The following is a 20,318-nucleotide window of genomic DNA, read 5'->3' on the forward strand; positions in this document are numbered from 1 at the left end:
GCACCGGCGCGGCGGCGGTCGTGCCACTGCTCATGTGCTTGAGGCGGCCGTCGATATGGCCGCCTTGCTCGACCATGATCGTCTCATATTCGACGTCGCCGGTGATCCGCGCCGTCCGCTCGACGGTGAGCTGGCGGGCGCGGACCGAGCCTTCGATCGCACCGGCGAGGCGCGCGTCGTCGGCCTCGACTCGGCCGAAGATCTGGCTTTCGGCGCCCTGGACCAGGCTGCCGCAGCGGACATCGCCTTCGATGCGACCGTCGATATGCAGGTCCGAGGTGGCGACGAGGTTGCCGGTAATGACGATGTCGGCGCCGAGCACCGAGAACTGCCCGCGCCGGGCATTGCTCTGCGCCGTGCTTGCCGAGGAGGTGTTGCGATCCTCCCTATTGCGATTGCCGTTGAACATGCGCGACACCCCCATGCGGAACCCATTCGCCACGCGGGCTAGCACAGCTGCCGCCGCGGATCAGCCCCCGGAAAGGGTTAACGCCGGCGCTGCGGCGGGCCGAGGGCGGCGCTGTTGACCGGATCGCCCCGCATCGGTATAGGCCGCCCGGTTCCGGGTAGGGCGATTCCTGCCTTGGGTACAAAGAGCTGAACGTTGCTGGAGACGCAATCGCCCGGGGGGCTGAGGCCTTCGGGGCTTTTTCGTATTCTGTCCAACAGGGCTCCAGCAAAGTAACCATCTGAAAGGTGAAGGGCTTCATGCCGACGATTAACCAGCTGGTCCGCAAGGGCCGCGAACCGCAGAAGGCCAAGTCCAAGGTCCCTGCGATGGAACAGAACCCGCAGAAGCGCGGTGTCTGCACCCGCGTGTACACGACGACCCCGAAGAAGCCGAACTCGGCACTTCGCAAGGTGGCAAAGGTCCGCCTGACCAACAGCCGCGAAGTCATCAGCTACATCCCGGGCGAAGGCCACAACCTGCAGGAGCACTCGGTGGTGCTCATCCGCGGTGGCCGTGTGCGCGACCTTCCCGGCGTCCGCTACCACGTCCTTCGCGGCGTGCTCGATACGCAGGGCGTCAAGGATCGCAAGCAGAGCCGTTCGAAGTACGGCGCGAAGCGTCCGAAGTAATCAGGCCATAGTAAGCCCCGGACGTGTTCCGGATCGGCTGAAGATCAGAAGGAAGTATTGAGATGGCACGTCGTCGTCGTCCCGAAAAGCGGGAAATCCTGCCCGATCCCGTCTATGGGGATCAGGTTCTGTCGAAGTTCATGAATTCGGTCATGCTGGACGGCAAGAAGGCAGTCGCGGAAGCGATCGTCTATGGCGCCCTCCAGACCGTCGAGCAGCGCGCCAAGCGCGAGCCGATCGGCGTCTTCCATGACGCGCTGAACAACGTGAAGCCCGGCATCGAAGTCCGCAGCCGCCGCGTCGGCGGTGCGACCTACCAGGTTCCGGTCGAGGTTCGTCCGGAGCGTGCGCAGGCGCTCGCGATCCGCTGGCTGATCGCTTCGGCCCGCAACCGCAGCGAGCACACCATGGCCGCCCGTCTTTCGGGTGAGCTGATGGATGCGGCGAACAACCGCGGCAACGCGGTGAAGAAGCGCGAAGACACGCACCGCATGGCGGAAGCGAACCGCGCCTTCAGCCACTACCGCTGGTAACTTTCGACCCTACATATTGGGGAGCCGGACGGTCCGGCTCCCCAAATTTTCAAGGAAACCACGATCATGGCCCGCAGCCATCCGCTCGAGCGTTACCGCAACATCGGCATCATGGCCCATATCGACGCCGGTAAGACGACCACGACCGAGCGTATCCTTTATTACACCGGCAAGTCCTACAAGATCGGCGAAGTGCACGAAGGCACCGCGACGATGGACTGGATGGAGCAGGAGCAGGAGCGCGGGATCACGATCACGTCCGCTGCTACCACCTGCTTCTGGCGCGCCCAGGACGGCAAGGGCGAAGAGCACCGGATCAACATCATCGACACCCCCGGCCACGTCGACTTCACGATCGAAGTCGAGCGTTCGCTGCGCGTGCTCGACGGTGCGGTCGCGTGCTTCGACGGCGTTGCCGGCGTGGAGCCGCAGTCGGAAACCGTGTGGCGTCAGGCCGACAAGTACGGCGTGCCGCGCATGTGCTTCGTCAACAAGCTCGACCGCACCGGCGCAGACTTCTATTTCTGCGTGAACTCGATCATCGACCGCCTCGGTGCGCGTCCGGCGGTGCTGTATCTCCCGATCGGCATCGAGGGCGGCTTCAAGGGTCTCGTCGACTTGGTCGAGAACCGCGCGATCATCTGGCTCGAAGAGAGCCTGGGCGCGAAGTTCGAATATCAGGACATCCCGGCCGATCTCGCCGAGAAGGCCGCGAAGTATCGCAGCGACCTGATCGAGATGGCCGTCGAGCTCGACGACGCGCTGATGGAAGCCTATCTCGAAGGCAACGAGCCGAGCGTCGCCGACCTCAAGCGTCTGATCCGCAAGGGCACGCTCGAGATGGCGTTCGTGCCGGTGATCTGCGGCTCGGCGTTCAAGAACAAGGGCGTGCAGCCCCTGCTCGACGCCGTGATCGACTATCTGCCGAGCCCGCTCGACGTTCCGGCGATCAAGGGCGTCAAGCTCGACGGCGAAACGCCGGACGAGCGTCCGTCCTCGGACACCGAGCCGTTCGCGGCGCTGGCGTTCAAGATCATGAACGACCCGTTCGTCGGCACCCTGACCTTCGCGCGCATCTATTCGGGCAAGCTCGAAGCGGCCACCACCGTGATGAACTCGGTGAAGGACAAGAAGGAAAAGGTCGGCCGCATGCTGCTGATGCATGCGAACAGCCGTGAGGACATCCAGGAAGCCTATGCGGGCGACATCGTCGCGCTCGCCGGCCTCAAGGATACCACGACCGGTGACACGCTCTGCGCGCAGAACGCTCCGATCATCCTCGAGCGGATGGAATTCCCCGAGCCCGTGATCGAGCTGTCGGTGGAGCCGAAGACCAAGGCGGACCAGGAAAAGATGGGCGTCGCGCTCAATCGTCTTGCCCGCGAGGACCCGTCGTTCCGCGTCTCGTCCGACTCGGAGAGCGGCCAGACCATCATCAAGGGCATGGGCGAGCTCCATCTCGAGATCCTGGTCGACCGCATGAAGCGTGAGTTCAAGGTCGAGGCGAATGTCGGCGCGCCGCAGGTGGCGTATCGCGAATATCTCGCGAAGCCGGTCGACATCGACTACACGCACAAGAAGCAGTCGGGCGGCACCGGTCAGTTCGGTCGCGTCAAGGTCAAGCTGACGCCGGGCGAGCGCGGTTCGGGCATCGTCTTCAAGGACGAGATCAAGGGCGGTAACATTCCGAAGGAATATATCCCCGCGATCGAAAAGGGCTTCCGCGAGACGGCAGCTACGGGCTCGCTGGTCGGCTTCCCGATCATCGACTTCGAAGTGCTGCTGTATGACGGTGCGTACCACGACGTCGACTCGTCGGCGCTGGCGTTCGAAATCACCGCCCGTGCAGCGATGCGCGAAGCGGCGCAGAAGTCGGGCATCAAGCTGCTCGAGCCGATCATGAAGGTCGAAGTCGTCACCCCGGAAGACTATCTGGGCGATGTCATCGGCGACATGAACAGCCGTCGTGGCCAGATCCAGGGCACGGACACCCGCGGTAACGCGCAGGCCGTCACTGCCATGGTGCCGCTGGCGAACATGTTCGGTTACGTGAACGCGCTTCGCTCGTTCACCCAGGGCCGTGCGCAGTACACGATGCAGTTCTCGCACTATGACGAGGTGCCCGCCAACGTCGCCGACGAAGTGAAGGCAAAGCTGGCGTAATCGGAAAACAGCCGCTATGGGGCCGCGTTCTCGCGAGTCCCCATGGCGGCACGGGAAATTGAATCAGAAGGTAGGAAGACAATGGCGAAGGCAAAGTTCGATCGGAGCAAACCGCACCTCAACATCGGCACCATCGGTCACGTCGACCATGGCAAGACGTCGCTGACGGCTGCGATCACGAAGATCCTGGCGGAGAACGTTGCGGGCAACGCAGCGGTTGATTTCGCGAACATCGACAAGGCTCCGGAAGAGCGCGAGCGCGGCATCACCATCTCGACCGCGCACGTCGAGTATGAGACGAACAGCCGTCACTACGCGCACGTCGACTGCCCGGGTCACGCCGACTACGTGAAGAACATGATCACCGGCGCAGCGCAGATGGACGGCGCGATCCTGGTGGTGGCAGCGACCGACGGTCCGATGCCGCAGACCAAGGAGCACATCCTGCTCGCCCGTCAGGTCGGCGTGCCGACCATGGTCGTGTTCCTCAACAAGTGCGATCTGGTCGACGACGAGGAAATCCTCGAGCTGGTCGAAATGGAAATTCGCGAAGAGCTCTCCAAGCGTGAGTTCGACGGCGACAACATTCCGATCATCCGTGGTTCGGCGACGGCCGCGCTGAACGGCACCGACGACAAGCTGGGCAAGGACGCCATCCTGGCGCTCATGGCTGCTGTCGACGAGTCGATCCCGGAGCCGGAGCGTCCGCTCGACAAGCCGTTCATGATGCCGATCGAAGACGTGTTCTCGATCTCGGGTCGCGGCACCGTGGTGACCGGCCGTGTCGAAACCGGCATCATCAAGGTTGGTGAAGAAGTCGAGATCGTCGGCATCCACGACACCCGCAAGACCACCGTCACGGGCGTCGAAATGTTCCGCAAGCTGCTCGACCAGGGCCAGGCCGGCGACAACGTCGGTGCGCTGCTGCGCGGCGTCGCGCGCGACGAGGTGGAGCGTGGTCAGGTTCTGGCGAAGCCGGGCTCGATCAAGCCGCACACCGAGTTCAAGTCGGAAGTGTACGTCCTGTCGAAGGACGAGGGCGGCCGTCACACGCCGTTCTTCGCGAACTATCGTCCGCAGTTCTACTTCCGTACCACGGACGTGACCGGCACCGTCGAGCTGCCCGAGGGCACCGAGATGGTGATGCCGGGCGACAACATCGCGCTCGGCGTCAAGCTGATCGCGCCGATCGCTATGGACGTCGGCCAGCGCTTCACCATCCGTGAAGGCGGTCGTACCGTCGGCGCGGGCGTGGTTGCCTCGATCGACAAGTAAGCATTTGCGGGCTTCGGCCCGCAGGTGACTGCAAAAAGGTTCCGCCCGGCACTCAGAAAATGAGTGTCGGGCGGTTGCCTTTTTATAGAAGGGCCGTTAAAGGCGCGCCCTTCGAGTTTTGAGTTCAACAGCAAGAGGCGGCCATCCAGCCGCCGTTCCGGTTCAACCGGCGCCGCCCGAATCGCTCTTGTAGCGGATGGGGCAGGGGCCGGGGCTTCGCCGGGATGGCAATTGGGTGCGTTGCCCCGCTCTTTCGCATCGGTAGGACCATGGAAACGCAGAATATCCGCATTCGCCTCAAGGCGTTCGATCACCGCGTGCTCGATCAGGCTGCCGGCGACATTGCCGACACCGCCCGCCGTACCGGCGCCCTCATCCGTGGCCCCATCCCGCTCCCGACTCACATCGACAAGTTCACGGTCAACCGTGGCCCGCACATCGATAAGAAGTCGCGCGAGCAGTTCGAGACGCGCACCTACAAGCGCATGCTCGACATCGTTCAGCCGACCCCGCAGACTGTGGACGCGCTCATGAAGCTCGACCTGGCCGCCGGCGTCGACGTCGAGATCAAGCTGGCCTGAGCCGGCTGACGCCCCCGCGCTTCGCGGGGGCTTTTGGCGTTCACCCTTTATAAGGTGGACAGGGAAGCCTAGCTGACGTAAAGGCGCCGCTTCCTCGAGATTCGCGACTCCTTCGTGGAGTCGCCATCCTCCTCGACCGGATCGTTTCCCGATCCAACGCAAGGAGTGGCGAGCCGACCAGGCTCGCAGCGACAAGGGATACCGCCGGCGGCTTTCGAGTGGCCGGGCCTGCGTCCCCCGTCTCTTCCGCCGCAAGGTGGAGGTTCAGCCCGGACGGGGGCTTCGCAGTAAAACATTCAGGGTTGAACACGCACCCGCGGGAATGGTCCCGGGGGTGCCTCTGTAATAGGAGCAACAGGCCGATGCGCACTGGCGTTATCGCGAAGAAGATGGGGATGACCCGCCTGTTCCAGGACGACGGCCGGCACGTGCCGGTGACCGTTCTGGCACTGGAAGGCGTCCAGGTGGTCGCACAGCGCACCACCGAAAAGGATGGCTATGTGGCCGTTCAGGTCGGCGCCGGCACGGCGAAGGCCAAGAACGTCGCCAAGCCGCAGCGCGGCCACTTCGGCAAGGCCGAAGTCGAGCCGAAGGCGATCCTCTGCGAATTCCGCGTCGAGGAAGATGGTCTGCTGGACGTGGGCGCCGAGATCTCGGCCGACCATTTCGTCGCAGGCCAGCTGGTCGACGTGTCGGGCCGTACCCAGGGTAAGGGTTTCGCCGGCGCCATGAAGCGTTGGGGCTTCGGCGGTCTGCGCGCCACCCACGGCGTTTCCGTCTCGCACCGTTCGCACGGTTCGACCGGTAACCGCCAGGATCCGGGTCGCGTCTTCAAGAACAAGAAGATGGCCGGTCACATGGGCGACCGCAATCGCACCCAGCAGAATCTGGAAGTGGTCGGCACCGATGCCGAGCGCGGCCTGATCTTCGTCAAGGGTTCGGTTCCGGGCTCGAAGGGCGGCTGGCTGATCGTGAAGGACGCCGTCAAGGTCGCCCGTCACGCCGAAGCGCCGTACCCCGCCGGTCTGAAGACCGTCGCGAACAGCAACGAGGCTCCCGCCGAAGCGCCCGCCGTGGCCGCTCCGGAAGCCACCGAAGGCCAGGAGGGCTAAGTGAAGGTCAAGGTTCAAACCCTCGACGCCGCCGAGAAGGGCGATATCGAGCTCAACGACGAGATCTTCGGTCTCGATCCGCGCGCCGACATCCTGCACCGCGTCGTCACCTGGCAGCTCGAGAAGCGTCGCGGCACTGCCCGTGGCACCCGCGAGCGTTCGGACGTCGCGCGTTCGGGCAAGAAGTGGGGCCGCCAGAAGGGCGGTGGTACCGCTCGTCACGGCGATCGCCGCGCGCCGGTGTTCATCGGCGGTGGTAAGGCGCACGGTGCCCGTGTTCGCGACTTCAATCCGTCGCTGAACAAGAAGATCCGCGCGCTGGGCCTGAAGATGGCGCTGTCGAGCCACGCCAAGGCGGGTTCGCTGATCGTCATGGACAGCCTGATCGTCGAGAACGGCAAGACCAAGGTCCTGGCCGGCAACCTCGAGAAGCTGGGCTTCGGCAAGAAGGCCCTGGTGATCGACGGCGACACCGTCGAGAACAGCTTCGCGCTGGCGGCGGGCAACCTGCACCAGGTGGACGTGCTGCCGGCGATCGGCGCCAACGTCTACGACATCCTGAAGAGCGACACGCTGGTCCTGACCCGCGCTGCCGTCGAGAAGCTGGAGGCGCGCTTCAATGGCTAAGCAGTCCAAGCCGGTCGACATCCGTCACTACGACGTGGTGCTCGCCCCGCACATCACCGAAAAGTCGACGCTCGTCTCCGAGGCGAACGCCGTGGTCTTCAAGGTCGCCAACGACGCGACCAAGCCGGAGATCAAGGCTGCCGTCGAGGCGCTGTTCAACGTCAAGGTCACCGGCGTGAACACCCTCGTCCAGAAGGGCAAGACCAAGAAGTGGAAGGGCGCGCCCTACCGCCGTTCGGACTTTAAGAAAGCGGTCGTGACGCTCGCCCAGGGCGAACAGATCGACGTGACCACGGGGATCTGAGACCATGGCGCTCAAGAACTATAATCCGACGTCGCCTGGCGTCCGCGGGCTGATCCTGATCGACCGCTCGCAGCTCTTCAAGGGTCGCCCCGTCAAGGCGCTGACCGAAGGCAAGACCAAGACCGGCGGCCGTAACAACAAGGGCCATGTCACCTCGCGTGGCATCGGTGGCGGTCACAAGCAGCGCTATCGCATCGTCGATTTCAAGCGCCGCCTGTGGGACGTCGAAGGCACCGTCGAGCGGATCGAGTATGACCCGAACCGCACCGCCTTCATCGCGCTGATCAACTACGGCGCCGACGAAGCCGGCAAGGATCGTCTGGCCTACATCATCGCCCCGCAGCGTCTCGCTGTCGGCGACAAGGTGATCGCGGGCAAGAAGACCGACGTGAAGCCGGGCAACGCCATGGAGCTGGGCCAGATGCCGGTCGGCACCATCGTCCACAATGTGGAGATGAAGCCGGGCAAGGGCGGTCAGATCGCCCGTTCGGCCGGTGCGTACGTCCAGGTCGTCGGTCGTGACCGCGGCATGGTGATCGTGCGTCTGGGCTCGGGCGAGCAGCGCTACATCCACGCCGCCTGCATGGCGACGGTGGGTGCGGTGTCGAACCCCGACAACCAGAACCAGAACTTCGGCAAGGCCGGTCGTAGCCGCTGGCAGGGTGCGCGTCCGCTCACCCGCGGTGTCGCGAAGAACCCGGTCGACCACCCGCACGGCGGTGGTGAAGGCCGTACCTCGGGCGGCCGTCACCCGGTTACCCCGTGGGGCAAGCCGACCAAGGGTGCGCGCACCCGCCACAACAAGGCGACGGACAAGATGATCATCCGTTCGCGTCACGCGAAGAAGAAGGGCTGATAGATGGCTCGCTCCGTATGGAAGGGTCCGTTCGTGGACCTGCACCTTCTCAAGAAGGCAGAAGCCGCCCAGGATCAGGGCACGCGCGCTGGTCCGATCAAGACCTGGTCGCGTCGCTCGACGATCCTCCCGCAGTTCGTTGGTCTGACGTTCAACGTCTACAACGGCCGCAAGTTCGTGCCGGTGTCGGTCAACGAGGAAATGGTTGGCATGAAGCTCGGCGAGTTCGCGCCGACCCGCTTCTTCCCCGGTCACGCCGCCGACAAGAAGGGTAAGCGCTAATGAGCAAGCAGGCAGCCCCCCGTAAGGTCGGCGACAAGGAAGCCCTTGCCGTCGCCACCCAGATCCGTGGTTCGGCCCAGAAGCTGAACCTGGTTGCCGGTCTGATCCGTGGCCGCACCGCCGCGGAAGCGATGAACATCCTCGCCTTCTCGAAGAAGGCGATGGCGGTCGACGCCCGCAAGGTGCTGGCTTCGGCCATCGCCAATGCCGAGAACAACCACAACCTCGACGTCGACGCGCTCGTCGTCGCCGAGGCCTCGGTCGGCAAGTCGATCACGATGAAGCGCTTCGCGACGCGCGGCCGTGGCAAGTCCACCCGCATCCTGAAGCCGTTCAGCCGTCTGCGCATCGTCGTGCGCGAGCAGGAAGAAGCATAATGGGTCAGAAGAGCAATCCCATCGGTCTGCGCCTGCAGATCAACCGCACCTGGGACAGCCGCTGGTTCGCGGAAGGCCATGACTATGGCCGTCTGCTGCTGGAGGACCTCAAGATCCGCAAGTTCATCCTCAAGACGCTGCCGCAGGCCGCGATCTCGAAGGTGGTCATCGAGCGTCCGGCCAAGCTGTGCCGCATCTCGATCTTCGCGGCGCGTCCCGGCGTGATCATCGGCAAGAAGGGCGCGGACATCGAGAAGCTGCGCAAGACGCTCGGCGCGATGACCTCGTCCGACGTTTCGCTCAACATCGTCGAGATCCGCAAGCCGGAAGTCGATGCGAAGCTCGTCGCGCAGGGCGTGGCGGACCAGCTGGAGCGCCGTATCGCGTTCCGTCGTGCGATGAAGCGCGCGGTGCAGTCGGCACTCCGTCTCGGCGCCGAGGGCATTCGTATCACCTGCGCCGGCCGTCTGGGCGGCGCGGAAATCGCCCGCACCGAATGGTACCGCGAAGGCCGCGTTCCGCTGCACACGCTGCGCGCGAACGTCGACTATGCCGAGGCCGAAGCCCACACCGCCTATGGCGTGTGCGGCGTGAAGGTCTGGATCTTCAAGGGCGAAATCCTCGGTCACGATCCGATGGCGCAGGACCGGCTGAACCTCGAGGCGCAGACCTCGGGCGTGCGCCCGTCGCGCGACGATCATCGCCGCTAAGGACTAGGACAGAACAATGCTGCAACCGAAGCGCACCAAGTTCCGCAAGGCCTTCAAGGGCCGCATCCATGGCGACGCCAAGGGTGGTACGGCGCTCAACTTCGGCTCCTATGGCCTGAAGGCGATGGAGCCCGAGCGGATCACCGCGCGCCAGATCGAGGCGGCTCGCCGCGCGATCACGCGTCACATCAAGCGTCAGGGTCGTCTCTGGATCCGCATCTTCCCGGATGTTCCGGTTTCGTCGAAGCCCGCCGAAGTCCGCATGGGCTCGGGTAAGGGTTCGCCGGAGTTCTGGGTCGCCCGCGTCAAGCCGGGCCGCATCCTGTTCGAGCTGGACGGCGTTCCCGGCCCGCTCGCCGCGGAAGCGTTCGAGCGCGCCGCGATGAAGCTGCCGATCAAGACCAAGGTCGTCGCTCGCCTCGGCGACACGACGCACCTGGAGGGCTGATAGAAATGACCAAGGCAACCGACTTTCGGGCCAACACCGACGACCAGCTCGCCGAGCAGCTGGGCAACCTGAAGCGCGAGCAGTTCAACCTGCGCTTCCAGGCCGCCACGAGCCAGCTCGAGAAGCCGACCCGCGTGCGGGAAGTGCGTCGCGACATCGCCCGTATCAAGACGCTGCAGAACGAGCGCTCGCGCTCGACTGCCAAGTAAGAGGACCGAGACCATGCCGAAGCGCGTGCTGACCGGGAACATCGTCTCGGACAAGGGCGACAAGACCGTGGTGGTTCTCGTGGAGCGTAAGGTGAAGCACCCGCTCTACGGGAAGATCATCCGCCGCTCGAAGAAGTACCACGCCCATGACGAGGCGAATGAGTACAAGGCCGGCGAGACCGTGCGCATCGAAGAGACTGCGCCGATCTCCAAGCTGAAGACCTGGAAGGTGATCGGGCGGGTCGATACCCACGCGACGCCGAACACGGTCGACGCATAATCGTCATCTCCGCTCTTGCGGAGAACTCGAGTTGCGGTCATAGGCCGCCGCTTTGGTGCCCCGGCCGCAAGGCCGGGGTGACGCATTAGAAACGGAACCACCGGGCGCGTCCCGGCAGGCCAAACGAGAAGGAACCGGATCGATGATCCAGATGCAGTCCAATCTCGACGTCGCTGACAACAGCGGCGCGAAGCGGGTGCAGTGCATCAAGGTGCTGGGCGGGTCGAAGCGTCGCTTCGCCGGCGTGGGCGACGTCATCGTCGTCAGCATCAAGGAAGCCGCGCCTCGCGGCAAGGTTAAGAAGGGCGACGTCCACCGCGCGGTTATCGTCCGCACGGCGAAGGACATCCGCCGCACCGACGGCTCGGTCATCCGTTTCGACGGTAACGCCGCCGTGCTGGTCAACAAGAACGAGGAGCCGATCGGCACCCGTATCTTTGGCCCGGTGGTCCGCGAGCTCCGCTCGAAGGGCTTCATGAAGATCATTTCGCTCGCCCCCGAGGTGCTGTGATGGCTGCTGCCAAGATCAAGAAGGGCGACAAGGTCGTTGTCCTGTCCGGCAAGGACAAGGGCAAGACCGGTGAGGTCGTCAAGTCGCTGCCGAAGGACGACAAGGTCGTCGTTTCCGGCGTGAACATCGCCGTTCGCCACAAGAAGCCGACCCAGGGCGAGCCCCAGGGTGGCCTGGTGCGCATCGAAGCGCCGCTGCATGTCTCGAAGGTCGCGCACGTGACCGCCGACGGCAAGCCGACGCGCGTCCGCTTCGAAGAACGCGACGGCAAGAAGGTTCGCGTCGCCGTCAAGACCGGGGAGGTCATCAATGGCTGACAAGTACACGCCCCGCCTGCGCAAGCTCTATGACGAGCAGATCGTCAAGGCGATGACCGAGAAGTTCGGCTACAAGAACGTCATGGAAATTCCGCGCATCGAAAAGATCGTGCTGAACATGGGCGTTGGCGAAGCCACCCAGGACAAGAAGAAGGTCGAGCAGGCCGCTTCTGAAATGGAACTGATCGCCGGCCAGAAGCCCGTCGTGACCAAGGCGAAGAAGTCGATCGCGCAGTTCAAGCTGCGTGAAGGCATGCCGATCGGTGCGAAGGTGACCCTTCGTCGCGAGCGCATGTACGAGTTCCTCGATCGTTTCATCACGATCGCGCTCCCGCGCGTCCGCGACTTCCGCGGCCTGAACCCGAAGTCGTTCGACGGTCGTGGCAACTATGCCTGCGGCCTGAAGGAACAGCTCGTGTTCCCCGAAATCAACTATGACCGCATCGACAAGGTGCGCGGCATGGACGTGATCGTTACCACCACTGCCAAGACGGATGACGAGGCTCGCGAGCTTCTCCGTCTCTTCGGTTTCCCGTTCCCGCAGGCGGACGGCGAAACGAAGCAGGCGGCGTAAGGAAGGAAGAACTTAAGTCATGGCGAAACTGAGTTCGATCAACAAGAACGAGCGTCGCAAGCAGCTGGTGAAGAAGTACGCCGGCAAGTACGCGAAGCTCAAGGCGATTGCGAACGACGAAAGCCTGGATGAGACCGAGCGTCTCATCGCACGGCTCAAGATGGCCGAGATTCCCCGCAACGGGAACCCGACCCGCATTCGCAACCGGTGTGAGCTGACGGGTCGTCCCCGCGCTTATTACCGCAAGTTCCGTCTCGCACGTGTCATGCTGCGCGATCTGGCCAACAAGGGCCTGATCCCCGGTGTCACGAAGTCGAGCTGGTAAAGGACACGCAAGATGGCAGTGACCGATCCCCTGGGTGACATGCTCACCCGCATCCGCAACGGCCAGCGCGCGCGCAAGGACTCCGTCCTGACGCCGGCGTCGAAGTTGCGTGTCCGTGTCCTCGACGTGCTTCAGCGCGAGGGCTATATCCGTGGCTACAGCGAAGAGCAGATGGGCCCCGCGGCCGGCATCCGCATCGAGCTGAAGTATTTCGAGGGTCAGCCGGCGATCAAGCACGTCGCGCGCATCTCGAAGCCCGGCCGCCGTGTCTATTCGGGTTCGCAGGAGCTTCCGCGCGTCCGCAACGGCCTCGGCATCACGATCGTCTCGACGCCTCGCGGCGTTCTGTCCGACGCCGAAGCGCGCGAACAGAATGTCGGCGGCGAAGTGCTGGCGGAGGTGTTCTGATGAGCCGCATCGGTAAGAAGCCGGTTCCCGTCCCTGCGGGCGTGACCGCGAACATCGACGGCGGGCAGATCTCGGTGAAGGGGCCCAAGGGCACCCTCACCATGCCGCTCGCGGACGACATCAAGTACGAAGTGACCGACGGCGGCATCTCGGTGCAGCCGGCGAACGAGACCAAGCGCGCGCGTGCCTTCTGGGGCATGCAGCGTACCCTGGTGCAGAACCTCGTCACCGGCGTGACCACCGGCTTCACCAAGAAGCTGCTGATCACCGGCGTGGGCTACCGCGCTGCCTCGCAGGGCAAGGTCCTGAAGCTGCAGCTCGGCTATTCGCACGACGTCAACTTCGACATTCCCGAGGGAATCGAGATCAAGACGCCGGATCAGACCACGGTCGAGATCTCGGGCATCGACAAGCAGAAGGTCGGCCAGGTGGCCGCGGAAATCCGCCGTTGGCGCAAGCCGGAGCCCTATAAGGGCAAGGGCATCAAGTACGATGGCGAATTCATCTTCCGCAAGGAAGGGAAGAAGAAGTGATCAGCACCAAGGGTCTTTCGCTTTTCGAAAAGCGTCGTCGCCGCAACCGTACCGCGCTGCGTGCGCGGGCCGGTGGCCGTCCTCGTCTGTCGATCCATCGCTCGGGCAAGCACATCTATGCCCAGGTGATCGACGACGCCGCGGGTCGCACCGTCGCCTCGGCCTCCACGCTCGATAAGGACGTGCGTGGCCAGACCGGTGCCACGATCGCCGCGGCACAGGAAGTGGGCAAGCGCGTTGCCGAGGCCGCCAAGGCCGCCGGCATCACCCAGGTCGTCTTCGACCGCGGTGGCTTCCTCTACCATGGTCGCGTCAAGGCGCTGGCGGATGCCGCGCGTGAGAGCGGATTGGAGTTCTAACGATGGCCGATGAAATCAACACGACCGAAGCGCCGGTCGAGGCGCAGGACGCCGGCCAGGAGCAGGGCAACCGCGGCAATCGCGGTGGCCGTGGCGGCCGCGGCGGTGGCGAGCGCGGCGACCGCGGTGGCCGGGGCCGTGACGGCAACCGTGGCCGTCGCGACGACCGTCGCAACAACGAGGAACAGGGCGAGGAGCTCATCGAGAAGCTCGTCCACATCAACCGCGTCTCGAAGACGGTGAAGGGCGGCAAGCGCTTCGGCTTCGCGGCACTCGTCGTCGTCGGCGACGGCAAGGGCCGTGTCGGCTTCGGTCATGGCAAGGCGCGCGAAGTGCCGGAAGCCATCTCGAAGGCGACCGCTTCGGCGAAGAAGGCGATGATCCGCGTTCCGCTGAAGGAAGGCCGCACGCTGCACCACGACGGCAACGGCCACTTCGGCGCAGGCCGCGTGACCGTCCGTTCGGCGCCCCAGGGTACCGGCATCATCGCCGGCGGCCCGATGCGCGCGATCTTCGAATCGCTGGGCGTGGCCGATGTGGTGACCAAGTCGGTCGGCACCTCGAACCCGTACAACATGATCCGCGCCACGTTCGAGGCACTGGGTGAGCAGACTTCGCCGAAGTCGGTCGCGCAGCGCCGTGGCAAGAAGATCGCCGACCTGCTCGGCCGCGGTGGTTCGCAGACCGCCGAGGCGGACGCAGCGGCCGTTACGGAGTAACCGATCATGGCGAAGATCAAGATCAAGCAGATCGGCTCGCCGATCCGCCGCACCAAGGATCAGCGCGCGACGCTGATCGGCCTTGGCCTCAACAAGATGCACAAGGTTTCGGAGCTCGAGGATACCCCCGAGGTCCGCGGCATGATCCGCAAGCTGCCGCACATGGTCGAGGTGATCGAGGGCTGAGCCTTCGGTTTCGCCGGCCTTGGCGACATTGGAAGAGGGCGGTGGGCAACCACCGCCCTTTTTCGTGTGTGCGCTCCGGGGAGGGGCGGCGTGCGCTTGTCGACCCGTTCGGACCGGCGTAGTTTCTCGCGCATCCGGTCCGGAGAACGATCATGATCCTGTTGATGCTGATGGCGTTGCTTTCCCCGCAGGCCGAGGATCAGGCGATGGCGGGCCGCACGTTCGAGCGCTTCGCCGTGCTCGCCGACCACCAATGTCCGGCGCGTCATCTGCGATCGATCAAGCCGGCAGACCTGGACGGGCAGGTGGAGTCGTTCGAAGACTCGCTTTCCACGCGAGAACGCCGGAAGATCGCTGCGGCGGACCATTCGGGTCCGCGCTGCGATCGGTTGGGGCACGGCGCAACCTGCCCGGCAATCGGAAGACTGGATGCGATGATCCGCACGCGCACGCTGGGGTCGTTCGTTGCCTTCGCGTGCACACACGCCTGAGCGAGGCGCGATGCCGGTCACCTGGCATTGCCCATAGCGCGCAGGATTGCCGGGCGTGCACCCGCTGCGCGCGGGCGTCGGTCAGGTCTGGACCCAGCCTGCGGCCTTGAGATGGGTGACCGCGGAGCGTGCTACCGGCGCGACCACGCCGTTTGACAGTCGCACGCGCATCGAGCGGGCATTCCCTTCCACCGCGGCGACGGCATGGCGGGCGACCCACCAAGAGCGGTGGGTGCGCAGGCCTTCCACCTCGACGGCGTCGATCGCGTGGCGCATCGGCATCAGGAGCAGCTCGGAACCCGAGGCGCGGTGGACGCGCACATAATGGTCCTCCATCTGTAGCGCGAGCACGTCGCCGGCCAGCCGCTCCGCGGGCGACGGGGCGGGCGCGGGTGCGGGTGCGGGTGCGGGTGCGGTGGGATTGCGCAAAAGGGCATGGGCGGCAAGCATCGCGATCAGGCCCATGCTCGTGGTCTGGGCGAACCATAGCGGCAGCGGCAGGTGGCGCTGGGCGAGATCCGGCCAGAGCAGGAAGGCTGCCAGGCGAGTCGCCAGCGCTTCGGGAATGCTGGCCGCCAGCGTCGCGCCCAGCAATGCCAGCCCCCAGCGCCACGCGCCGGTCGTGACCCTGGCGAGGATCGCCCGATACGCCCAGCCGTACAGGACCAGCCCGAGCAGCGTTGCGCCGATCCAATAGCCGAGCAACCGGACAGGCCCGCCGTTCAGATAGGTGCCGAAGGGTCCGAGCACGGCGAGCAGGGTGCCGGCGATCACGGCCAGCGCGATGCCGCGCATCAGCGGCGGCGTCCTGCGGATGGCGTCGGTCGAAAGAAGCGGGGAGGGTGCCACGCACGCTTTCTATCGCGAGGGCTGCGCCGGAAAAAGCCCGCTTGCCGGCCGGCGAACCCATTCGCCCGTTCGCGCATGCGCGCTTTCGCCGCGGGGCCGGGGGCGATCTGGAGGATGCAGCAACTTCGTGGAGTGGTGCGTGTCCGTACGTCTATTCCTTGCCAGCCTCTTGTTCAGCCTCGGCGCCGCAGCGGCCCAGGCCCAATCGCCGGAGGCGGGGTTCGAGCGCCGTGTCACGGCCGACGGCATCGAACTGGGGATCTGGTACCCCGCCTCCGGTACCGCGGTGCACGCGCGAATCGGCCTGTCGGGCCAGGATGTCGTGCCCGACGCGCCCGTGCCTGGCGGTAGCCATCCGTTGATCGTCCTGTCGCACGGCACGGGGGGCGACTTTGCCGGGCATGTCGACACGGCCGTGGCGCTGGCCCGGGCGGGGTTCGTCGTTGCGGCGCTGACCCATCCCGGCGACAATTGGCGGGACAACCGCCAGGCGACCCATATCGAGCAGCGCCCGCCGGCGCTCAGCGCGACGATCAGCTATATGCTGCGGGCCTGGGCCGGGCATGACGCGATCGATCCCGATCGCGTGGGGGCGTTCGGCTTTTCGGCGGGCGGCTTCACCGTGCTGGCGGCGGCGGGCGGACGGCCTGACCTCGGGCGCCTCGCCGAGCATTGCCGGCAGTACCCCGCCTTTTTCGATTGCACGCTGCTGAAGGCCCAACCGCGCGGCGGCGCCATAGGGCCCTGGCCCGAGATGCGCGACACGCGGCTCAAGGCGATCGTCGTGGCCGCCCCGGCACTGGGCTTCGCGTTCGACGCGAAGGGCCTCGCCGCGATCACGATCCCCGTGCAGCTGTGGCGCGCCGACGCGGACCAGATCCTGCCCGCCCCCTTCTATGCCGACGCCGTCCGCGCCGCGCTGCCGCAGCCGCCCGAGTTTCATGCGGTGGCGGGCGCCGGACACTTCGATTTCCTCGCCCCCTGCGCGGATGCAGGGAACATGCCGCAGCTGTGCGGGAGCGCCTCGGGCTTCGACCGGACGGCGTTCCATCGAAATTTCGATCGCGAAGTGGTTCGGTTCTTTCGGGAGAAGCTGATGGGGCAGCACTGACCAGTTGACCTCAACAGGGTTTGCAAGCTTTCCGCACCGGCTGCTTTCGCTCCGACCGGTTCACAAGCAATGCGTATGGTCGGTCGGCGCTGACTCGCGGCTCCCCCAAACAAGAGTCGACATTCCCCCCGCTCGCCGCTATGAGCCCGCGCTTCCCATCAACGCGCGACAAAAGCGAAAGCGAGTGCACACATCATGAAGCTGAACGAACTCAACGACAACCAGGGCGCCCGTCATCGCCGCATGCGCATCGGCCGTGGTATCGGCTCGGGCAAGGGCAAGACCGGCGGCCGCGGCGTCAAGGGTCAGAAGAGCCGCGAAGGCGTCTCGATCAAGGGCTTCGAGGGCGGTCAGATGCCGCTCCACATGCGTCTGCCGAAGCGTGGCTTCAACAACATCTTCGCCAAGGACTATGCCGAGGTGAACCTGGGCGAGATCCAGAAGGCTGTCGATTCGGGCAAGCTGACCGGCACCGACATCGATCACGCCGCGCTGAAGGCCGCTGGCCTGGCTCGTGGCGGCAAGGACGGCGTCCGTCTGCTCGGCAAGGGCTCGCTCACCGCGAAGCTGAACTTCACCGTCGCCGGCGTCTCCGCCGGTGCGCGTGAGGCGGTCGAGAAGGCCGGTGGCTCGGTCACCGTGCCGGAGATCGTTCCGGCCGCCGAGAAGCACAAGGCGAAGCACCGCACGGCCCAGGCCGCTGCCAAGGCCGCCAAGCAGGGCTGACGAAACGCGAAGGCGGGGCTCCCAAGGCTCCGCCTTCCTTCGTGCTGGGCCTGGTGCGCGTCGCTGAAGACGCTGCTTCCCCCAGGCCCGTCATCCCGGCGAACGCCGGGATCCATTCGCCACTCCGTCATGGCGGGCGCCGCGCCGATGACCCCAATGGATTCCGGCTTTCGCCGGAATGACTCGGGTTTGGGCGAAGGTCGGGGCAGGTGCCGGTTTCTTTCGGCGCCCGCAGCCATTAGACAAGCCGCGCACAACCCCTATATGCGACTCCGCAGGGCGGGGGAGCGCCCGTCACTTATCCGGGACGAAGATACGAAATGGCATCCGCAGCCGACCAGCTGGCCTCCAGCATCAATCTGGCGAAGTTCAGCAAGGCCACCGACCTCAAGAAGCGCCTGTGGTTCACCCTCGGCGCGCTGATCGTCTTCCGCATGCTGAGCTATGTGCCGCTGCCGGGCATCGACCCGACCGCGCTTGGCCTGCTCGCGCAGCAGACCCAGGGCGGCGTGCTCGACTTCTTCAACAACTTCACCGGCGGCGCGCTGTCGCGCATGTCGATCGTGGCGATGGGCGTGATGCCCTACATCACCGCGTCGATCGTCGTGCAGCTGGCGACCTCGCTGTCGCCGCAGCTCAACGCGATCAAGAAGGAAGGCGAGAGCGGCCGCAAGCGGCTGAACCAGTATACCCGCTACGGCACCGTGCTGCTCACCTGCGTGCAGGGCTATTTCCTGGTGCAGGGCCTCGAGGCCGCCGGCGCCGCCAAGGGCCTGAGCCCGGTGGTCGAGCCGGGCCTGGCCTTCACCCTCACCGCCGTGGTCAGCCTCGTCGGCGGCACGATGTTCCTGATGTGGATCGGTGAGCAGATCACCAGCCGCGGCATCGGCAACGGCATCTCGCTGATCATCATGGCCGGCATCGTCGCCCGCCTGCCCGTCACGCTCGTGCAGCTGTTCGAGAGCGGCCGCTCGGGCTCGATCGATCCGCTGCGCCTGATCTTCGTGATCGTCGGCGTCGCGCTGCTCGTGCTGTTCATCTGCTTCATGGAGCGCGCCCAGCGCCGCATCCTGATCCAGTATCCGAAGCGCCAGACCGCGCGCGGCGTCCAGGCCGAGCGCAGCCACCTGCCGCTCAAGCTCAACACCGCCGGCGTGATCCCGCCGATCTTCGCCTCGTCGCTGCTGCTGCTGCCGCTGACCATCACCCAGTTCGCCGGGCAGGCGACGAGCGGCGACAGCTGGTGGGGCGACCTGATCGCGAACCTCAACATCTGGCTGCGCCACGGCTCGCCGATCTACATGTCGCTGTACGCCGCGGGCATCATCTTCTTCTCGTTCTTCTACACCGCGGTGGTCTTCAACCCGGAGGAGACCGCGGACAATCTGAAGCGCTATGGCGGGTTCATCCCGGGCATCCGTCCGGGCAAGAACACCGAGCTGTATTTCGACTATGTGCTGACCCGCATCACCGTGATCGGTGCAGCCTATCTGACCATCATCTGCCTGGTCCCGGAATGGGCGTTCTCCGCGATGAGCATCCCGTTCCTGATGGGCGGCACTAGCCTTCTCATCGTCGTCAACGTAACCATGGATACGGTGACGCAGATCCAGTCGCACCTGCTGGCCCACCAGTATGGCGACTTGATCAAGAAGGCGAAGCTCAAGGGCGGCCGCGCCCGCTGAGGCGCGGCGGCGTTAGGGGAGGTACCTGTTGAATATCATCCTGTTGGGTCCGCCGGGGGCCGGTAAGGGCACCCAGGCAAAGCGTCTCGAAACCGAGCGCGGCATGGTGCAGCTGTCCACCGGCGACATGCTGCGCGCCGCGGTGAAGGCGGGAACGCCCACGGGCCTGAAGGCCAAGGCAGTAATGGAGGCGGGCGAGCTCGTCTCCGACGACATCGTCTCGGGCATCATCGGCGAGCGGCTCGACATGGCCGATACCGCAAAGGGCGCGATCTTCGACGGCTATCCGCGCACCTATGCGCAGGCCGAATCGCTCGACGCGCTGCTCTCCGAGCGGGGCCGCAAGCTCGATTATGTGATCGAGCTGCTGGTCAACGAAGAGGCGCTGGTCGACCGCGTCGAGGGCCGCTTCACCTGCGCCAAGTGCGGCGAGGGCTATCACGACAAGTACAAGCTGCCCAAGGTGGACGGCGTGTGCGACGTGTGCGGCTCGACCGAGTTCAAGCGCCGGCCCGACGACAATGCCGAGACAGTGCGCACCCGCATGGCGGAATATCGCGCCAAGACGGCGCCGATCCTGCCCTTCTACGAGGAGAAGGGGCTGGTCCGGCGAGTCGACGGCATGGCCGATATCGACGAAGTGACGCGGCAGATTGCCGCGGTGCTCGACGGGCAGGGATAACGGAA

Annotated in this window: 31 protein-coding genes; 29 read left to right on the top strand and 2 right to left on the bottom strand. The window is 65.3% G+C overall.

Going from position 1 to position 20,318, the window contains the following annotated elements; genetic code table 11:
- Nucleotides 1–409, bottom strand: a 409-nt coding sequence (locus tag SAZ01S_RS19220) for a bactofilin family protein (protein WP_139810156.1), incomplete at its 3' end; no start/stop codon positions are given.
- Between the two features lie 299 nt (nt 410–708).
- On the opposite strand from SAZ01S_RS19220, the gene rpsL reads away from it, so the two are divergent.
- The 25 genes from rpsL to SAZ01S_RS19345 all read left to right on the top strand — a co-directional run bounded on the left by rpsL (nt 709) and on the right by SAZ01S_RS19345 (nt 15,260).
- Nucleotides 709–1,080 (top strand): 30S ribosomal protein S12, encoded by a 372-nt coding sequence (rpsL, locus tag SAZ01S_RS19225; RefSeq protein WP_010545715.1) that lies wholly within the window; start codon nt 709–711, stop codon nt 1,078–1,080.
- Nucleotides 1,081–1,142: 62 nt separating this feature from the next.
- Nucleotides 1,143–1,613 (top strand): 30S ribosomal protein S7, encoded by a 471-nt coding sequence (gene rpsG, locus SAZ01S_RS19230; protein WP_010545716.1) that lies wholly within the window; start codon nt 1,143–1,145, stop codon nt 1,611–1,613.
- Between the two features lie 66 nt (nt 1,614–1,679).
- Complete coding sequence (gene fusA, locus SAZ01S_RS19235; RefSeq protein ID WP_084583893.1) at nt 1,680–3,776, top strand: elongation factor G; 2,097 nt, start codon at nt 1,680–1,682, stop codon at nt 3,774–3,776.
- Between the two features lie 81 nt (nt 3,777–3,857).
- On the top strand, nt 3,858–5,051 hold the full coding sequence (gene tuf / locus SAZ01S_RS19240; RefSeq protein ID WP_010545718.1) for an elongation factor Tu: 1,194 nt from the start codon (nt 3,858–3,860) through the stop codon (nt 5,049–5,051).
- A gap of 269 nt (nt 5,052–5,320) precedes the next feature.
- Nucleotides 5,321–5,632: a 30S ribosomal protein S10 gene (rpsJ, locus tag SAZ01S_RS19245; RefSeq protein ID WP_010545719.1), complete on the top strand. Its 312-nt coding sequence runs from the start codon at nt 5,321–5,323 to the stop codon at nt 5,630–5,632.
- Between the two features lie 362 nt (nt 5,633–5,994).
- Nucleotides 5,995–6,744: a 50S ribosomal protein L3 gene (gene rplC, locus SAZ01S_RS19250; protein WP_010545720.1), complete on the top strand. Its 750-nt coding sequence runs from the start codon at nt 5,995–5,997 to the stop codon at nt 6,742–6,744.
- Nucleotides 6,745–7,371 carry a 50S ribosomal protein L4 gene (gene rplD / locus SAZ01S_RS19255; protein WP_084583894.1) on the top strand — a complete coding sequence of 209 codons (627 nt, stop codon included), beginning with the start codon at nt 6,745–6,747 and terminating at the stop codon, nt 7,369–7,371.
- Nucleotides 7,364–7,675, top strand: coding sequence for a 50S ribosomal protein L23 (locus SAZ01S_RS19260; protein ID WP_010545722.1), 312 nt, complete (start codon nt 7,364–7,366; stop codon nt 7,673–7,675). Before rplD ends, SAZ01S_RS19260 begins: the two co-directional genes overlap by 8 nt.
- Before the next feature lie 4 nt (nt 7,676–7,679).
- The gene (gene rplB, locus SAZ01S_RS19265) at nt 7,680–8,531 is read left to right on the top strand and encodes a 50S ribosomal protein L2 (RefSeq protein WP_010545723.1); all 852 of its coding nucleotides are present in this window, start codon (nt 7,680–7,682) and stop codon (nt 8,529–8,531) included.
- A gap of 3 nt (nt 8,532–8,534) precedes the next feature.
- Nucleotides 8,535–8,813, top strand: coding sequence for a 30S ribosomal protein S19 (gene rpsS, locus SAZ01S_RS19270; protein WP_010545724.1), 279 nt, complete (start codon nt 8,535–8,537; stop codon nt 8,811–8,813).
- A complete protein-coding gene (gene rplV, locus SAZ01S_RS19275) occupies nt 8,813–9,190 on the top strand; it encodes a 50S ribosomal protein L22 (protein ID WP_010545725.1) in 378 nt (125 codons plus the stop codon). Before rpsS ends, rplV begins: the two co-directional genes overlap by 1 nt.
- Nucleotides 9,190–9,900, top strand: coding sequence for a 30S ribosomal protein S3 (gene rpsC / locus SAZ01S_RS19280; RefSeq protein ID WP_010545726.1), 711 nt, complete (start codon nt 9,190–9,192; stop codon nt 9,898–9,900). Before rplV ends, rpsC begins: the two co-directional genes overlap by 1 nt.
- A gap of 16 nt (nt 9,901–9,916) precedes the next feature.
- On the top strand, nt 9,917–10,348 hold the full coding sequence (rplP, locus tag SAZ01S_RS19285; protein ID WP_064313338.1) for a 50S ribosomal protein L16: 432 nt from the start codon (nt 9,917–9,919) through the stop codon (nt 10,346–10,348).
- A gap of 5 nt (nt 10,349–10,353) precedes the next feature.
- Entirely contained in the window at nt 10,354–10,557 is a 204-nt protein-coding gene (gene rpmC, locus SAZ01S_RS19290) for a 50S ribosomal protein L29 (protein WP_010545728.1), read from the top strand.
- Between the two features lie 13 nt (nt 10,558–10,570).
- Nucleotides 10,571–10,837, top strand: a complete 267-nt coding sequence (gene rpsQ, locus SAZ01S_RS19295; protein WP_010545729.1) for a 30S ribosomal protein S17 — start codon at nt 10,571–10,573, stop codon at nt 10,835–10,837.
- A gap of 142 nt (nt 10,838–10,979) precedes the next feature.
- Nucleotides 10,980–11,348 carry a 50S ribosomal protein L14 gene (rplN, locus tag SAZ01S_RS19300; RefSeq protein ID WP_010545730.1) on the top strand — a complete coding sequence of 123 codons (369 nt, stop codon included), beginning with the start codon at nt 10,980–10,982 and terminating at the stop codon, nt 11,346–11,348.
- The gene (rplX, locus tag SAZ01S_RS19305) at nt 11,348–11,665 is read left to right on the top strand and encodes a 50S ribosomal protein L24 (RefSeq protein WP_064313336.1); all 318 of its coding nucleotides are present in this window, start codon (nt 11,348–11,350) and stop codon (nt 11,663–11,665) included. The genes rplN and rplX overlap by 1 nt, the downstream gene beginning before the upstream one ends.
- The gene (gene rplE, locus SAZ01S_RS19310; RefSeq protein ID WP_010545732.1) at nt 11,658–12,239 is read left to right on the top strand and encodes a 50S ribosomal protein L5; all 582 of its coding nucleotides are present in this window, start codon (nt 11,658–11,660) and stop codon (nt 12,237–12,239) included. Before rplX ends, rplE begins: the two co-directional genes overlap by 8 nt.
- 19 nt (nt 12,240–12,258) lie before the next feature.
- A complete protein-coding gene (rpsN, locus tag SAZ01S_RS19315) occupies nt 12,259–12,564 on the top strand; it encodes a 30S ribosomal protein S14 (RefSeq protein ID WP_010545733.1) in 306 nt (101 codons plus the stop codon).
- Nucleotides 12,565–12,576: 12 nt separating this feature from the next.
- A complete protein-coding gene (gene rpsH / locus SAZ01S_RS19320; RefSeq protein ID WP_010545734.1) occupies nt 12,577–12,972 on the top strand; it encodes a 30S ribosomal protein S8 in 396 nt (131 codons plus the stop codon).
- Nucleotides 12,972–13,505 (top strand): 50S ribosomal protein L6, encoded by a 534-nt coding sequence (gene rplF, locus SAZ01S_RS19325; RefSeq protein ID WP_084583895.1) that lies wholly within the window; start codon nt 12,972–12,974, stop codon nt 13,503–13,505. The genes rpsH and rplF overlap by 1 nt, the downstream gene beginning before the upstream one ends.
- Nucleotides 13,505–13,864, top strand: coding sequence for a 50S ribosomal protein L18 (gene rplR / locus SAZ01S_RS19330; RefSeq protein WP_174596157.1), 360 nt, complete (start codon nt 13,505–13,507; stop codon nt 13,862–13,864). Before rplF ends, rplR begins: the two co-directional genes overlap by 1 nt.
- A gap of 2 nt (nt 13,865–13,866) precedes the next feature.
- Complete coding sequence (gene rpsE, locus SAZ01S_RS19335; protein WP_084583897.1) at nt 13,867–14,583, top strand: 30S ribosomal protein S5; 717 nt, start codon at nt 13,867–13,869, stop codon at nt 14,581–14,583.
- A 6-nt stretch (nt 14,584–14,589) separates the two neighbouring features.
- A complete protein-coding gene (gene rpmD / locus SAZ01S_RS19340) occupies nt 14,590–14,769 on the top strand; it encodes a 50S ribosomal protein L30 (RefSeq protein WP_010545738.1) in 180 nt (59 codons plus the stop codon).
- 152 nt (nt 14,770–14,921) lie between these two features.
- Nucleotides 14,922–15,260 (top strand): hypothetical protein, encoded by a 339-nt coding sequence (locus SAZ01S_RS19345; protein WP_084583898.1) that lies wholly within the window; start codon nt 14,922–14,924, stop codon nt 15,258–15,260.
- 81 nt (nt 15,261–15,341) lie between these two features.
- On the opposite strand, the gene SAZ01S_RS19350 is transcribed toward SAZ01S_RS19345, so the two are convergent.
- The gene (locus tag SAZ01S_RS19350; RefSeq protein WP_245825026.1) at nt 15,342–16,109 is read right to left on the bottom strand and encodes a LytTR family DNA-binding domain-containing protein; all 768 of its coding nucleotides are present in this window, start codon (nt 16,107–16,109) and stop codon (nt 15,342–15,344) included.
- Between the two features lie 139 nt (nt 16,110–16,248).
- Here SAZ01S_RS19350 and SAZ01S_RS19355 point away from each other — a divergent pair, with 139 nt between their 5' ends.
- The 4 genes from SAZ01S_RS19355 (at nt 16,249) to SAZ01S_RS19370 (ending at nt 20,313) form a co-directional block, all read left to right on the top strand.
- Nucleotides 16,249–17,220 carry an alpha/beta hydrolase family protein gene (locus SAZ01S_RS19355; protein ID WP_084583900.1) on the top strand — a complete coding sequence of 324 codons (972 nt, stop codon included), beginning with the start codon at nt 16,249–16,251 and terminating at the stop codon, nt 17,218–17,220.
- A gap of 195 nt (nt 17,221–17,415) precedes the next feature.
- Entirely contained in the window at nt 17,416–17,946 is a 531-nt protein-coding gene (gene rplO / locus SAZ01S_RS19360) for a 50S ribosomal protein L15 (protein WP_084583901.1), read from the top strand.
- Nucleotides 17,947–18,266: 320 nt separating this feature from the next.
- Nucleotides 18,267–19,631: a preprotein translocase subunit SecY gene (secY, locus tag SAZ01S_RS19365; protein WP_084583902.1), complete on the top strand. Its 1,365-nt coding sequence runs from the start codon at nt 18,267–18,269 to the stop codon at nt 19,629–19,631.
- A 28-nt stretch (nt 19,632–19,659) separates the two neighbouring features.
- Nucleotides 19,660–20,313 carry an adenylate kinase gene (locus tag SAZ01S_RS19370; RefSeq protein WP_084583903.1) on the top strand — a complete coding sequence of 218 codons (654 nt, stop codon included), beginning with the start codon at nt 19,660–19,662 and terminating at the stop codon, nt 20,311–20,313.
- Nucleotides 20,314–20,318 lie beyond the last annotated feature (5 nt).

This window comes from Sphingomonas azotifigens NBRC 15497 (assembly GCF_002091475.1).
Classification (GTDB): Bacteria; Pseudomonadota; Alphaproteobacteria; order Sphingomonadales; family Sphingomonadaceae; genus Sphingomonas; species Sphingomonas azotifigens.